General features: G+C 43.5%; 11 protein-coding genes and 1 pseudogene. 4 read left to right on the forward strand and 8 right to left on the reverse strand.

Going from position 1 to position 14810, the window contains the following annotated elements; genetic code table 11:
- The 5 genes and pseudogenes from L4B77_RS09860 to torT all read right to left on the reverse strand — a co-directional run.
- On the reverse strand, positions 1 to 235 hold a 235-nt coding region (locus L4B77_RS09860), incomplete at its 3' end, for a transposase (protein ID WP_429750147.1).
- A gap of 60 nt (positions 236 to 295) precedes the next feature.
- Positions 296 to 1056, reverse strand: a pseudogene (locus tag L4B77_RS09865) (helix-turn-helix domain-containing protein); the annotation flags it as partial.
- A 159-nt stretch (positions 1057 to 1215) separates the two neighbouring features.
- Entirely contained in the window at positions 1216 to 2442 is a 1227-nt protein-coding gene (locus L4B77_RS09870) for a DUF819 family protein (protein ID WP_429750149.1), read from the reverse strand.
- A 680-nt stretch (positions 2443 to 3122) separates the two neighbouring features.
- The gene (locus L4B77_RS09875) at positions 3123 to 3578 is read right to left on the reverse strand and encodes a methylglyoxal synthase (protein WP_261839842.1); all 456 of its coding nucleotides are present in this window, start codon (positions 3576 to 3578) and stop codon (positions 3123 to 3125) included.
- 62 nt (positions 3579 to 3640) lie between these two features.
- A complete protein-coding gene (gene torT, locus L4B77_RS09880; protein WP_261839843.1) occupies positions 3641 to 4669 on the reverse strand; it encodes a TMAO reductase system periplasmic protein TorT in 1029 nt (342 codons plus the stop codon).
- A gap of 92 nt (positions 4670 to 4761) precedes the next feature.
- Here torT and torS point away from each other — a divergent pair, with 92 nt between their 5' ends.
- A complete protein-coding gene (gene torS / locus L4B77_RS09885) occupies positions 4762 to 7767 on the forward strand; it encodes a TMAO reductase system sensor histidine kinase/response regulator TorS (RefSeq protein ID WP_429750152.1) in 3006 nt (1001 codons plus the stop codon).
- 163 nt (positions 7768 to 7930) lie between these two features.
- Here the strand turns inward: torS and L4B77_RS09890 are convergent, their stop codons facing one another.
- Entirely contained in the window at positions 7931 to 10285 is a 2355-nt protein-coding gene (locus L4B77_RS09890) for a fatty acid cis/trans isomerase (RefSeq protein WP_429750154.1), read from the reverse strand.
- A gap of 189 nt (positions 10286 to 10474) precedes the next feature.
- Complete coding sequence (locus L4B77_RS09895) at positions 10475 to 11713, reverse strand: L-lactate MFS transporter (RefSeq protein WP_429750156.1); 1239 nt, start codon at positions 11711 to 11713, stop codon at positions 10475 to 10477.
- A gap of 585 nt (positions 11714 to 12298) precedes the next feature.
- Here L4B77_RS09895 and L4B77_RS09900 point away from each other — a divergent pair.
- Entirely contained in the window at positions 12299 to 12679 is a 381-nt protein-coding gene (locus tag L4B77_RS09900; RefSeq protein WP_261839847.1) for an NADH:ubiquinone oxidoreductase, read from the forward strand.
- Positions 12680 to 12828: 149 nt separating this feature from the next.
- Here L4B77_RS09900 and L4B77_RS09905 read toward each other — a convergent pair whose 3' ends face one another.
- Positions 12829 to 13173: a YajD family HNH nuclease gene (locus tag L4B77_RS09905; RefSeq protein WP_429750158.1), complete on the reverse strand. Its 345-nt coding sequence runs from the start codon at positions 13171 to 13173 to the stop codon at positions 12829 to 12831.
- A 263-nt stretch (positions 13174 to 13436) separates the two neighbouring features.
- Here L4B77_RS09905 and yghU point away from each other — a divergent pair, with 263 nt between their 5' ends.
- Both yghU and L4B77_RS09915 read left to right on the forward strand, forming a co-directional pair.
- Positions 13437 to 14294, forward strand: coding sequence for a glutathione-dependent disulfide-bond oxidoreductase (gene yghU / locus L4B77_RS09910; RefSeq protein ID WP_261839848.1), 858 nt, complete (start codon positions 13437 to 13439; stop codon positions 14292 to 14294).
- 188 nt (positions 14295 to 14482) lie between these two features.
- Positions 14483 to 14806 carry a DOPA 4,5-dioxygenase family protein gene (locus L4B77_RS09915; protein WP_372039554.1) on the forward strand — a complete coding sequence of 108 codons (324 nt, stop codon included), beginning with the start codon at positions 14483 to 14485 and terminating at the stop codon, positions 14804 to 14806.
- Positions 14807 to 14810 lie beyond the last annotated feature (4 nt).

Here is a 14810-nt window from a genome sequence, read left to right on the forward strand (position 1 = left end):
GCTCTTCAGCTTGCTCTGCCAATAATCGTTTGAGTTTGGCATTTTCAGTGGCGAGCTCCCTTTCTCTATCGCTGATTTTCGCATCTTTTTTGACGGCTTTACGCCACCCATAAATTTGAGATTCATATAGCGAAAGCTGTCGTGCGGCAGCAGAGACACCGACTTTCTCTGCTAACTTAAGCGCTTCGGCTTTAAATTCAGGAGCATGTTTGATTCGTGTTTTCTTAGTTGTCATTGTTCACCTCGTTAGTGATTGTACTCACTTAACTCGGTGTCCAAAACTTCTGGTGCGGATCACAAGTACTTCCTCAGGCATGGAAGGTGCGACTTCTTTCAGTAAGTTAGGATGCTTTTTCATCCAATGCTTACTGTTCGTTGTTTTGGTATAACTGCGTTTCGGCCTTATCAGTAAACGCTCCTCTCGCAGATAATCAAACAAGGCATCTCGCCCCAATTTAATTCCTTGGGCAACAATTTTAGGCTTTAACAAGAAGTAGAGCTTACGAGTTCCTATTCGAGGCATAAATCGTCGTACCTCAAGAACCATATCCTTGATTGGTGCGAGTTCATCTTTACGCTTTTGGCAATGAATCTCTCTTTGGTATACGCTTTGTCGCGATATACCAAGAAGCGAACACGCTTTACTTAAACTGATTTTGGTCTTTTTTTGAAGGCTTCTTGCTCCTTCGCAATATACTTTTTTCTGAGGGACATCCCATGCTCAGCATCAAGGATATCGACTACTTCGTGAAGAAGCAGAGTACGTAAACGCTCATCTTCGAGCTCTTTTTCCAAGCGCTTTATTTTTTGAGATGGTGATTCCTTCGCTCTAGGTGATTTAGGCATAGTGTTCGTCCTTGGATTAACCGTCCAATCCATTTTTCCATACTTTCTTAGCCACGTAAGTACTGTTGAGCGGCCTTGGATACCATAAATTGATTGGGCTTGCTTATAAGTCATATCGCCTTTTTCTACGGCATCAACAACCTGTAATTTAAAGCCTAGTGTGTAATCACGCTGAGTGCGCTTAACGTAGGGTTTATTTGACGTGTTCATAATTAGTCCTCAATGTGTAAACACATTTCAGGACGGGACATTCTTTATAAAAAAGGCGACAGTGAAAACTGTCGCCTTTTTGATTGCTCGTCCTAAAACTAAAATGGGGAATATGACTGAGGCTGATATTGCCCACATAGATTTTACGTTAAAGGATTATCAACCTAATGCTGCGGCCTGCATGATTAAGCCACAGATATAAGCGCCGTATGTACCCAACGCGTAACCAAGTACAGCCATTAGGATACCGACTGGAGCCAAAGCCGGGTGGAATGCAGCAGCAACGATAGGAGCAGATGCAGCGCCGCCTACGTTAGCTTGGCTACCGACCGCCATGAAGAATAAAGGTGCACGAATTAGCTTCGCCATCACAATCATGATAACCGCGTGAATTGTTAACCACGTAATCCCAATAAAGAAGTAACCTGGGTTATCGAAGATAGCCGTCACATCCATTTGCATACCAATGGTTGCAACTAAGATGTAGATGAATGCCGAGCCCACTTTAGATGCGCCACTGTGTTCAAGGCTACGTGTTGATTTGAAGCATGAAGCGATGAGTGCGAATGTCGTTACCATTACGATTAACCAGAAGAATCCAGACGTAAGACTGTACTGTGCCAGTTCTGGAGCATTGGTTGAAATCCATGGTGCAATGATGTCGCTAAAGAAGTGTGCTAAACCAGTAAGACCGAACGCAATGGCAGTGATCTTCATTAGATCGGTTGTTGTGGTTGGGCGAGCGTTTTCATCTTGATATTTAGATACTGTCTCTTTTAGCTCTTCGATTGATGAAGTATCCGCTTTTAACCATGCATCAATCTTTTTATGGCGACCGGCCATGATAAGCAAGACAGCCATCCAAATATTGGCACAGATAACATCAACCGTAATCATGGCAGAAAACAGTTTGTCATCAACTTCAAATACTTCTTTCATTGCCGCTTGGTTTGCACCGCCACCGATCCAAGAGCCAGCCACCGTGGTTAGACCGCGCCATACATCACCAGAAACAAGATCAGGGTTAATTTGGTCGATAATCAGAATCGCTAATGGTCCACCAATGATGATACCAACAGTACCCGTTAAAAACATGATGACGGCTTTAGAGCCTAACCCAAAGATTTTGCGTAAGTCTGCCGATATGATGAGCAGAACGAGTGCACTTGGAAGCAAGTAACGGCTTGCAACAAAGTACAGTTTAGAATTTGAAGCGTCGATGATGCCTAAGCTGTTCAGTAAAGAGGGAACAAAGTAGCAAAGTAACAAACCCGGAACGAACGAGTAGAATTTTTTTAGTGCGCTATTTTGGCTACTTTCCGTGATAAAAACGCCGCCAAGAATTACAGCTAACATGCCCATTATTACAGCATCATTAGTAATCATTATTATTATCTCCTTTTAGGTGGGCGTAAACGCCTCACTTTTTTGAAGTGCAAGACTATACCGATAACCGCTATTGGTTACAAACTGTAACGATAGACATATATTGGAAATATTTATGTTAATTTTATGAGGGTTAAACTTGTGAAGAAGATGATTCTGCCATTGGTTTTGTGAATGTAGCATGGTGAATTACAAGGTGAAGCTGGGTATATGCAAGGTGATTCAACCGTGAAAAAACGGACGCCATGAATTGGGGGGAGACATTGGGTGGCTAAAAAAAGCGCATATTAAACCCGCTAACAAAAGAACTTATAATTCAGTGTTATGTTTCAATAATGTAAAATTCAATTCATCTTTACCGATGTATTCACCAATAAAAATAATGGTTAAGTCACATAAATTTTAGAAATTAATTATCTAAACAGGCTTTATATCGCTAGGCTGGCGCTTTTTTAAGCGGATTGTGTTGGCACTTGGAGGTGTCTATAGCAAGTGCAATGGCCCACAATCACTAAATCAGGTTTTATCTCAAACAGATTTAAGGTGAATCAAAAAGGATGAATAAGATGACGTATTGTCCAAAAAAAACGGCCCAAATGAAGGGCCGTTCTTATCTGTAAATGACGCTCTAAATAGACTTAAGGTCGTTAGCGTTCACTTCAACTTTTTGTGCCGAATAATTAAGTGCGATCTGCGAGATACGCTTCGTAGTCAGGAATTTCAATACTCACTTCTTGTTCAAGCAACGAAGAGTTAAACAGGAAATTTGCAGTTGCACGGTTTGTTGCCACTGGAATATTCCACACACTTGCTATGCGCAGCAAGGCTTTCACGTCTGGGTCGTGTGGAACTGCGTTTAGTGGATCCCAGAAGAAAATCAACATGTCGATTTTACCTTCCGAGATAAGTGCGCCAAGTTGTTGGTCGCCGCCCATTGGGCCACTGATCATGCTCTTGATGGCTAAACCTGTTTCTTTGCTTAGTAGAGAACCCGTAGTGCCCGTTGCATAAAGGAAGTGACTTTGTAGTTTTTCTTTATTTTCTGTAACCCATCTTAGTAGCTCAGGTTTAAAGTGATCATGAGCGACTAAAGCAATATTCTTATGCGTTGGCATAGTACGCGTTGTTTTTTGCATGAATGTTCCCTAATTATTGTTCGTGTTTTTTATTGTTATTGAATACTTTACTCAATATAGCATTATGGATTTACGCTGAACACAGGGCGAAACTCAGAAGGTGACAGAGAGTCCGCAATAACTTGATCTTTGAGTGTTGTAGGAGTCAAAGCTTCTATCGTTGGCACGCTGTGTTTTTTATAAGGTTGATCTCGCAAGTAGCTGACGGCTTGTTTTACGGATAAACGACCTTGCGCGACCATCTTATCTGTTGGAGCAAAGAGGACTTTATTTCGCAGTAGCCCCCTGTAAACTCCGTGGCTCAAATAACTCGAAATCAGACCGATGTCATTGGTTTTTCCTGCAGCTCTAAGCTCACTGATCGCCGCTTCAATAGCGACGGCACTGCCAACAATGTATTTTATGTTAGGTTGCTCTATCACTTGTTGGACCAAATTTCTCTGCAGTTCTTTGTCATTATCAGCCCAATAGTTGACCGCGATCGTCACATCACTTGATTGGATTGCATCGTAGAAACCTAATGCGACTGGTTTAGTGCCGCCGCTTGCTTGAGGCCCCAACAACAGAGCGATAGGGGTGTTTCCTGATCCTTTAGGGTGTAATTTCGCCAGATATTCACCCACTTGGAAACCCATTTGGTACCAGTCCACCCCCACCGTACCTTTTAATATTTTTTGTTGTTCTGTATTGAGGACCAATTCATTCACGGTCGCAAACACAGGTGTCGAACCAACCCAGTCGCTGAGATTGTCACGGTACGCATCTGGTGAAACTGTGCCTAAAATAATGGCGTCAGCGCCCCATTTAGTGCAAAGCACCAGTTGCGAGGTTTGCTTATTTACATTTGGATATCCACCGGCTTCTAATACTCTTAGTTCAACCTGTTGATTTTCTGCTTCAGAAACCATGCCATAATTGACCGATAGCCAATAGGAGTCTTTTAAATGCGGGTAAATAGCACAGATCTTTTCTTTTTGGTATTTAGAATTTGAAGGTTTGTTTTGGATTGTCTGCTCATTGGCATATGCCGAAGAAGCCAGGATAGCCAGCAATGAAAGAAGATATTTAGAAGCCAAGGGTTTAGAAAGCATGAATTGCCGTTTTATTGGTTTTAGGTAAGAAACACTGCAAAATATAGCGTATTCTGCATGGGTAAAGAAGAACGTTTTAAGGTTTAGGTTTTATGTTGTTAGCTTCAGCAAGTATTGGACGCAAGCTGCTGGCCTCATTTTTAGTGATGGCGATGCTCGTTCTTTTATCTGCATTAATCGGTGTTTCTGGGTTCAGTTTTGTTGCAAAAACGGAAAGAAATGTTGTTGATTCGGCATTGCCAGCGATGATCGAAGCTCGTCAGGTTTCTGAGTTGAGTAACCGTATTATTTCGTCAATACAAACGCTTTCCAATGCGAGAAATGAAGCCGAAAGAAAAGAGGCTGGTACTGTGCTGTTCGAGCAACTTGACTCGCTGCTTCAGCATATCAAAGAACTTGGCGTCGACAGTTTTGATTCTCAACTCCTCGATAAACTTGAAAACAATGTCCAAAGTGTCATTAACACACTGGCTGAGCTGGGTGTGTCGGTTGAGCGTAAGCTATGGTTAAACAAAGAGCTTTCGTCTCGTGTCGAAGAGATGCGCTTACTTGCTGAAGAGCTCGAACAGCTAACACGAACCCAAGTTTTGAACACAGCAACCATTGCGGTTGCTAACGTGACGCACATCTACGACCTGCTAGAAACCCAACAAACCGATAAAGCATACCAAGCTCTAGATGCGCTTGTTGAGGTTGACCTTGATTTATCTGAGCGTTTGCATGAATTGCATTTGCTGGCGTTCAAAATGCTTAATCAAATTGAAGAAACGCAAACCGTTACCAACGTTGAACGTATTCATCAAATCCAATCTGAATTTGAATCGAACCTAAGAATCATGGCGCGCCGCGTGAAAGCGGTCGAAGATCCTACTCGTTCAGCGCAGATGACTCAGCTTCTTGAAGAGCTAAGAAAGCGCCAAGTCGTTTTCGATATTTCTTTAGAACAATATGAGAACAACAAAAAGTCCGAGTTTTTGATGCAAAATACGTTGCAGTTGTTCTCTCAGTTGAACACTACCGTCAACCAACTTATCGATGACTCGAATTTGAGTACAAAGAAAGCGGTCGATGAGCTGACATCAACGCTGAGTTTGGCGCAATGGTCACTCTCGGTTATCTCCATTGTTGGTCTTGTTATTGTTGCCTTTATTGTGTGGCGAGTCGTGTATATTTCGGTGGTTAAACGTCTTACCGAATACTCTTCAGCCTTAATGTCTATTGCGCAAGGGCGGCTGAACATTGATATTTCGGTTAAGGGTAATGATGAATTGGCTCATATGGGGGAAGCCATCATTACCGCGAGAAATACGGCTCAAGCGTTGCAAGTGGTTGCCGTCGGTGAAGCGAAAGCGAAAAGGGAGCTTGAAGAGCACAAAGAGCATCTTGAAGAGTTGATCACTGAGCGTACTTATCAACTGCAACAGACCAACCAAAAGCTCAACGTTGAGGTAACGAATCACGCTAAAGCCCGTCGTGCTGCTGAGCAAGCAAGCCGGGCAAAATCGGCTTTCTTAGCGACGATGAGCCATGAAATCAGAACGCCTATGAATGGGGTGCTGGGTACGGCAAGATTACTGAAAGATACGGGGTTAAATCCATTGCAGTCTGGCTACGCCGATATCATTAATCGCAGTGGTAAGAACCTACTTTCGATTTTGAACGACGTGCTTGATTATTCGAAGATAGAAGCGGGTCATCTAGAGATCCGAGTTGCTTCTTTTGATCTTCATCAGATGGTTCATGATACTTATCAGTTGATGGAAGGACGTGCAGCAGAAAAGCAACTCGAGTTTAACTTCCACATTGAGAGTGATGTGCATCGTTACTGGCGTGGTGACGTGACACGTATTAGCCAGATATTGAATAATTTGGTTGGCAATGCGATCAAGTTTACCGATAGCGGGGAAGTGGATATCTTTGTTAGTTTAGATGTCGAGGACCAGTATCGCGTTATGTTTGAGGTGTCAGACTCAGGTGTTGGTATCCGAGCCAGTGACCACCAGTGCTTATTTGATGCATTTAGCCAAACAGACAGCGGACGCAATAAGACGGGCGGCACAGGCTTAGGTTTAGCCATTAGCCAAAGTATTGTATTCGCGATGAATGGCGACATTGGTGTCCATTCTGAAGAGGGCGAGGGGAGTCAGTTTTGGTTCTCTGTTCCACTTGAATTAGGTGAAAAAGTGGAAACTAAAGTGGTGGCTGTTGAAACCTGTATTCGCGCGAAGGTACTGTTAATCGAAGATAATCCGGTTAACTGCATTGTTGCTGAAGGGTTCTTACATAACCTAGGGCATGAGGTGGTCATCGCGACAACGGGCCAAGAAGCTCGAGCTATTTATAGCGAACAAACCTTCGACATTGCATTGGTCGATATTAACCTACCGGACTGTGATGGTGTGGAATTAATTCAGCAACTCAAAGGGGGAGTTGTGATGTCGTTAGATATTCCACAGCCGTATGCTCCACCGATGATTGCGGTATCGGCTCATGTTTTTAATGAAGAAGTGGAAAGCTATTTAGCCTCTGGATTCGATGGTTTTTTACCTAAGCCGTTAGAAAAAGAGGCCCTTGCTCAGCTTATCGTGACCCAACTTGATGGCAAAACTTTACTCCTGCCGCAGCCCGAGCCTCACAACTCTATATGTCGCTCAGATGGTACGCTTCAGCAGGACAAAAGCAACGCGTTGTCTTTATCGCAAACTACGAGTGTTATCTCTGATCTTGCGATTAAGGCTTCGCCAACGGAAGATCCAGGAGAAACGACCGTGAAATTGATTGATACCAATGTCATCAAGGGCGACTTGTCCATCCTTGGTTTAGAAAAAATGAAGCAGATTGTAGGACTATTCGAAGAGAGTAGTCGTGTTACGTTACGTGAAATGGCCGAAGCGAGTAATTTGGGCAATGGTCGTGAAGTGAAATCGCTCGCTCATAAATTGAAAGGTTCCGCCGGCAGTTTAGGTCTGTTGCAACTTTACAATGCATGCCAAGTTATAGAGGCAAGCAGCGATTCACTCATTGAATATCAAAAGAAAGATAGCGAGTTGTCGGCGTTGGTTCAAGCGTCTATCGAGGCGTTGCAAGCGCAGATCTAAACACGGATTAAAGTGGCGTCAGAACCTTCCAGTGAGCGAGCTAAATTAGAATAGAAAAACCGCCAAAGTCGTCGTTCTTAAATGAAGACATTGGCGGTTTTTGTGTAAAAGTGCTTGGTTTAATCCCTACTTTTGATGAATACGTGTATTGATGTCAAGTGTATTAGCGGTTCTCAAAGCGGTTGTAATCTAACAGGCCGTATTCAATAGGTTGATTTTGTTGATACCAACGATGAACTCGGTCACTGAACGGCCAGAATTCGCTTGAGCTGCGTCGTACTGCAAACTGATCCAGTAACGCTACATAGTCTGCTTCTGTCTTTAAGTTTTGCAGCGTTTTCACCAGAGTGGGTATCTCGCTCTCGGTTAAAGATAGGTAAGCCGCAGGGTAGCTACCGACAACACCTCGCACAAGCGTCAGGTCATCATTGGCGTAATCACGGTTACTTTCTTCATTAAACAAGCTAGAAATGTTGCTGTGCGCATTATTGTGAATCATGGTGAAAAGCTGTTCTTCGCCGTTTTCGCCCTCTATCATGATCATCACTAATTGAGGGACATGACGGAGGCCTTCTCCCTTGATCAAATTCACTTGGTTCAGCAGTGCTTCATTCTTTCGACTAAAACCGGTTTCGATAATATCAAAGCGATGATCGAGCACAGGCGCGAGTTTATCTTTAATCATATCGAGCAGTTCACGCTTTGGATCAGCAGTTTTATACACCACGTTAGTTGGCTGATCGAAAGGCGCAACGTTGCGTTGTAGGAAGTCACTTAATTGGACACTCTGATTTTTATACCAGCTCGAATGCTCTATGTGTCGGATATCTTTCGGCAATAATGTTAAAAAATTACTTTCACCTTCTAAGCGTAAAAAATCCATAAACATGCGAGTCATTAACTGGTGGCCGAAGTTACCGTACACGTCAAACCCGGCGACCAGTAGATAATGAATACGCTCTAATAATGCGTAGTCTAAGATCCACGCTGTTTTAGGCTGAGGGCCCACTAGTCCTTGGACAACGGAAGCACTGTCAAAGTGTCTGAATATGGTGAGAGCCGCGTTAGGGTTTGTGCCGTTGCCATCCCAGATCATGCTCGTGTCTAGGTGTACGCCACTTTTAAACCACTGGTTGGTGAAGTCTGATTTCGCATTTAGGTATTGCGCTTGTTGTTTTGCGTATCGTACCCAGTTCGTCACAGGTAAGGTGTTGCTTTTGAGTTCACTCGGTAGCTTTAAGTTTTTCTTTTGGCTCGCGTAGAAAGCGTTAATCTCCGGTACATCGGCTTTCTCGGGATCGATGAAGAAAACCCAAAAACGATCGTTAATCACATTCAAGGCTAATTGCCCACGACACACCGGCCCTTTGATAAAAGCCATGATGGTGTTTTGCGCGTTGTCTAACATGAAGTGAAAGCGTGAGTTTACCGGTAGCGCTTCAAATGATGTCATTGGGTTTGCCGAAACATCAATGTTGTAACTAGGAAGTTGTTTTACAACGTAGTTGGCATCAACAAACCAGGTGTTCCACTTTTGTAGACGTTCTTTATTTAACGCAAAAGGCATATGCGTTTTGTCGACGATAGTGCCTTGCTCTGGAATGATTCGATAATAAACACGATCTACATTTGGATCGTCGTAAGGACGGCGCGTTGTGATGCGTTGTACCGCTTCTCCGGGAGGTGTTGCAGAGCGCACAATAGTAAAGAAACGGGGTGGCTGCGCTAAATCAGAAAAATAAACGTGAGATAGAAATAGGTGTTCATAGATGTAGCGAGCTGAAAGTTGGCTTTTATTGTCACTCTTATTTAAAAAGCTTTCGTAGACATTAACGAGCTCTTGTTCTGCTTCATTTAGCGGAATGTGGGCATTCATCAACGCGCCATTTTCCAACCAACTCATTAGAGTCGCGTATTCTGTTTTATCTAAATTCGGCATCCCATAAGGCATTCCCCACGTCGGGTAATCTCTTTCGTATTGAGCATATTCTTCAATCGTTGGACATTGTTGATCGCGATCCGTTGAAAAGTCGAAACCTGTCAGTTGGGGTTGCTCTGGAAGAGGGTGATTCTGTTTCTGCGTCAACAGACGAGAAATCAAACCCGCTTCGAGGTTCGCAGTTGACGTCTGATCCCGCTCGTTCAGTACAGGATGGAAGTCCGCATCGCGCCACCCTTGTGTGGTGAATGCATCTTCAAACAACCGAGTCGGGGCTGATGCCGTTAAACGGGTGCCTTGATAAACGAGAGCCTTGGTCGCACCACGGTCTATGCCTTCCACTGAAGACATCTTGAGTTGGCAAGGAGCGTCATAACAAGCGTGACAAACTACGCATCGCTTATCGATGATGGGTTTTACTTCGTCAATGAAGAACTGTGCTTTAGCGGAAAGAATAGGCGCTTGGCGCTCGCGGACTTGTTGTTCACCAAACAGTTCATTGAAGTTTAAACCCGCGTAGACGGCACAACCTGAGAAGACACTAACCAAAGCTAAAATGAAGAGTTTTTTCAAATTCATACGTATTTAAATATTAAGCATTTTCTCTAATTATATCGAAAATGATTGAAAATGCTCATGTACTAACGGTTTAAACACGAAATACGAGAGAACAAAATGTGTGGACGAATATGAGCCAGTGACTGGATACAAAAAGAGCCTAACCCTAAGGTTAAGCTCTTCAGTAACACATTCAATGTTTTCTATTGATTAAGCTTGTGATGCTTTTAGTTCAGCAACTTTAGCTTCAGAGATTGGTTTAGTGATGATGGCGAGAACAATACACACTGCCATCATAACGGCAGAGATTGTGTAAGCTAGGCCGTAACCTTCGCCGTTTGACATCGAGAAGCCAACAACTGTTGCACCGATAGCGCCGCCGATACCCCATGCCGTGTAAAGCACGCCGTAGTTAGTACCGTAGTTTTTCAGGCCGTAGAATTCAGCAGTCAGTGTTGGGAATACAGCTAGAAGCGTACCGTAACCAACAGCTGCGATAGCCGTACCAATGATTAGCGTGAATTCAGAGTTGAACGTAGCGAATAGAGCCATGTTCGCGCCTTGAAGGATGAACGCTAGAAGTAGCGTACGTACACCACCGATTTTATCTGCAAGCATACCCGCAGCAACACGACCGCCTGAGTTGAATACTGCAAGAATAGACGCTAGGTAAACGGCGTTTGGCAGGTTCGCTTGAACGCTAGCAATTGTCGTGATGTTACCGATGACCATTAGGCCAACAGAGGCAGCGAATGCGTACATGATCCATAGAGAGTAGAACTGAGGAGTCTTCAGCATGACTTTCCAAGTTAGGTCTTCAGTCTTCTTAACGGCCTTAGGCGCTTGGCCTGCTTTTACTTTAGGCTCAGCTGGCGTGTAATCCGCTGGTGGGTTGTTGATTGTTGCGGCTAGAGGTACTGCGATTGCAAGTACACCAACCCCAAGGATCATAAAGCTCGTTTGGATACCCATGCTGTCGATTAGCGCAGAAGTTACGGGTGCTAGGTAGATAGCCGCAAGACCGAAGCCTGCTGCGATAAGACCGTTAACCATCCCTTTCTTAGAAGAGTGGAACCACTTCATTGCTGATGGAGAAAGACATGCGTAACCGAAGCCGATACCAGCACCTGTCATCACACCGAACGTGATGTTCAGCATCATAGGTGTTGTAGCGAAACCAGAAGCAATCATACCAAAGCCGGTAAGCGCTGTACCTAGGATAAGGATCTTACGTGGACCCATACGGTCTTGTAGGATGCCCGCAACAAGAAGACAAACCGAGAATGTGATCGTAGCAATAGCGTAAGGTGAAGATGCTTCAGCAGCACTCCAACCAGCTTCAGTGACTAGCGCTTTATTAAATACACTCCAAGCATACAGGATGCCAAGACAAAGGTTGATACAGAAGCCTGCTAGCAGGATACGTGTTGCTTTATCAATCTTGCTCATTTTTATTCTCAGTTTTGTCATCGGTTAGGTGAATCCACTTAACTGAAGACGGGTTATTGTGATGTTTATTAAAAATTAGTTTGCGTTTTCGGTGGTTGACGCAAAAGATCGCGGATTATAACCAATAAAAATGTGATTGGAATCTCTTTTTCTATTTTCGGCCAATTAAATCCTTGTTGTTAATGAGTTGTTTGGGTTTGGTGTTTGAATTGCTCTTGCTACCTTTCTGTTTTGTTACTTTTAACGGCCTGTCTTTAAGTGTTTTCGTATGACCACCTCTTTAATTGGTGTACGTTTTGTGCTGATATCACAAAGTGACGAATAATTTCATGTATTTTCTAATGTTTATTTTATGTAACAAAATGGGTCAAGGCAGCGCATTTACGGTTTGAGGCAAGGAGTAGCGTACGGTTATAAAAAACAGTATGTTAAGCAGTTGTTAATGGGGTTTTTGTGAGTGTTTCTGCTTACATTTTGATCGCTCTAAAGGGTTGCGTTGTTGAAAAAAAGTGGGAAAATAGAACTGCAAACTGAGTTTGCATATTTGAAAAAGGTTGTATTTCCAACTGAAGGCGAGGTGAGTATATGAAACTGTTTTTAATTCTATTGATGTCCATTTCCGGTGGTTTTGCTGCCGCTGATCATATTCACTCTTTCCTGTTTGGCTTTTATATCGCGACATTGGCTGTGGGTTGTTGTTACTGGTTTGCATTCCGTAGCACGCGTTTCCCTGCTTTAGCTTTAATGCTATTAATGTGTGGCTTTTTTGCGAAAATCGCTGTTACGGTTATTGGTGTTTCTTGGGGTATCTCGAATGATGTTATTCAATCGCCATTCATTTTCTCGTTGTCATATCTGTTCTTCTTGATTGTGGTGAGTTACGTTTGGTTTGCATACCGCGATAAGTTGACTTTAAAAAAACGCGCTAAGCGGGTCGAAGAATCTCGCAAACAAGCGGCAGCCTAACCTTATTTGATTTTAGAAAGCCTTCTTCGGAAGGCTTTTTTGATCTCACCTTAATCGCGATGTAAAGGCTGATAAAATAAACCCCAGCATGTCACCATACTGGGGTTTATTGTTCTCTAGTCTCTAATAAATTTAGATCAGGAAACGTGTTACTTCTTCATCATTTTAGCAAGATCGGCAAAAGGGTTATGAGTTGCCGTTTGATGATCATCGAGGCGCGCTTTTGCATCGACACCATAGCGCTCATGGTCAGTGTATTTGGAGTGTTCATGATCGTGGCAATAGAGACACAATAGATCCCAGTTACTGCCATCCTCAGGGTTGTTTGTATGGTCGTGATCTACGTGGTGAACGGTCAGCTCTCTTAAATTCGAATAAACGAATTCACGCGCACATTTACCACAAACCCATGGGTACAGTTTTAGTGCCTTTTCACGGTAGCCTTTCTCTTGGCGAGCATACGCTGCACTCGAGCCTGTGTAATCAGAAGACATTGCCAAATCCTTATTAATTTGTAATCTCTCGATTTTATCACAGCTTTTCGCAACCAGCAGGTCTGTTGTCGCGAAATGATGCGTTCACTTTAACGATATAGAATGAGTGCATAGCTTTTCTAAGAATGATTTGGTAATGCGGTTATGTCTTTCTGGAATAAGCCATGCTTAACAGTTTGAAAATAAATCGTATTCAGGGGTTTTAACCAAGAGTATGTGACCTAATATCAGTGGGTGAGACCCTATATTAATAAGGAAATATCATGTCACAACAATACACACCGCCAAAAGTTTGGGTTAACGATGCTGCAGGTGATAACAAGTGGGCAAATATTAATAGTCCTGAATCTGGTGCTCGATTTGATAAAGAGCTTCCTGTTGGTGACCATGCTTTGCAACTGTATTCTCTTGGCACACCGAATGGCCAGAAAGTCACCATCATGCTCGAAGAGCTGTTAGCGGCAGGGGTTAAAGAAGCTGAATATGATGCGTACTTGATCAATATTGGTGAGTCAGACCAATTTTCTTCTGGTTTTGTTGGTGTAAATCCAAATTCGAAGATCCCAGCTCTGCTTGATAAATCAGGCCGCGAAGAAGTTAATGTTTTCGAATCTGCATCCATCTTGATGCATCTTGCGGAAAAATTTGGTCATTTCTTACCTAAAGAAGGGGCTGCACGAACGCAAGTGATCAACTGGTTGTTTTGGGCGCAAGGTTCCGCTCCCTTCTTAGGTGGTGGTTTCGGTCACTTCTACGCTTACGCGAATGAAAAGCAAGAGTATCCAATCAACCGTTTCGCAATGGAAGCGAAGCGTCAACTCGACGTGTTAGATAAGCAACTTGCAAACCACACCTTCGTTGCGGGTGAAGAGTTGAGTATTGCTGATATCGCGATTTGGCCATGGTACGGCAACCTTGTTTTGGGCAAGCTGTATGACGCGGCAGAGTTCCTTCAAGTAGACGCTTATACCAACGTAGTTCGCTGGGCGAAAATGTTAGCAGCACGCGAAGGTTTCCAACGTGGTCGAGTGGTTAATCGTGCATTTGGTGAAGAGTGGGAGCAAGTACCAGAGCGTCACTCAGCTGAAGATATTGATTCGGTGTTGAAGTTACGTCCGTAGTCATATAACGCTTTCTCTATAGATACATTACTTGAGTCTGTTTTCGAACGCTTTGAACAACAGACTCTCGCTCTTCTATTTCTCATTGAGCCTTCCGAAAGCAAGTCTAAAATCCAGCTATTTAGCTTTAGCTATTAAAGGCGGTTTAGGTATAAACTTGCCTCATCAGAATTCTAAAGGATGGTGCTATGTACCACGCTCATATCTATTTCCCTCTGCGGTTTGCAGAGCAGGCGGAAACGCTGCGTCAGAAAATTTTAACCGACCGTAAAGATGTATTAGAGACTTTCCCATTAGTCCAGCGTTTGGTGGGTCCACATAAGATGCCAATGTTTGAGATTCATTTTGCTGACAAAGAGTCGGGTATTATTGAATGGCTTGAGCAAGAGCGCGGTGATATGTCGGTGTTGATTCACCCTGTTACGGGTGGTGAAGAAACACTAGACCACACTGTTCGGGCGATTTGGCTTGGCCGTGAGCTGGGTGTATTTGAAGAAACGCTAAGTAGCTAAGCTA

The sequence above is a fragment of the Vibrio minamisatsumaniensis genome (assembly GCF_050337445.1).
Classification (GTDB): domain Bacteria; phylum Pseudomonadota; class Gammaproteobacteria; order Enterobacterales; family Vibrionaceae; genus Vibrio; species Vibrio artabrorum.

Coding starts and splice junctions, on each gene's coding strand:
- L4B77_RS09900 (WP_261839847.1), top strand. CDS start 12,299: ATGAAACTGTTTTTAATTCTATTGATGTCCATTTCCGGTGGTTTTGCT.
- L4B77_RS09915 (WP_372039554.1), top strand. CDS start 14,483: ATGTACCACGCTCATATCTATTTCCCTCTGCGGTTTGCAGAGCAGGCG.
- L4B77_RS09905 (WP_429750158.1), bottom strand. CDS start 13,173: ATGTCTTCTGATTACACAGGCTCGAGTGCAGCGTATGCTCGCCAAGAG.
- L4B77_RS09870 (WP_429750149.1), bottom strand. CDS start 2,442: ATGATTACTAATGATGCTGTAATAATGGGCATGTTAGCTGTAATTCTT.
- L4B77_RS09875 (WP_261839842.1), bottom strand. CDS start 3,578: ATGCAAAAAACAACGCGTACTATGCCAACGCATAAGAATATTGCTTTA.
- torT (WP_261839843.1), bottom strand. CDS start 4,669: ATGCTTTCTAAACCCTTGGCTTCTAAATATCTTCTTTCATTGCTGGCT.
- L4B77_RS09895 (WP_429750156.1), bottom strand. CDS start 11,713: ATGAGCAAGATTGATAAAGCAACACGTATCCTGCTAGCAGGCTTCTGT.
- yghU (WP_261839848.1), top strand. CDS start 13,437: ATGTCACAACAATACACACCGCCAAAAGTTTGGGTTAACGATGCTGCA.
- L4B77_RS09890 (WP_429750154.1), bottom strand. CDS start 10,285: ATGAATTTGAAAAAACTCTTCATTTTAGCTTTGGTTAGTGTCTTCTCA.
- torS (WP_429750152.1), top strand. CDS start 4,762: ATGTTGTTAGCTTCAGCAAGTATTGGACGCAAGCTGCTGGCCTCATTT.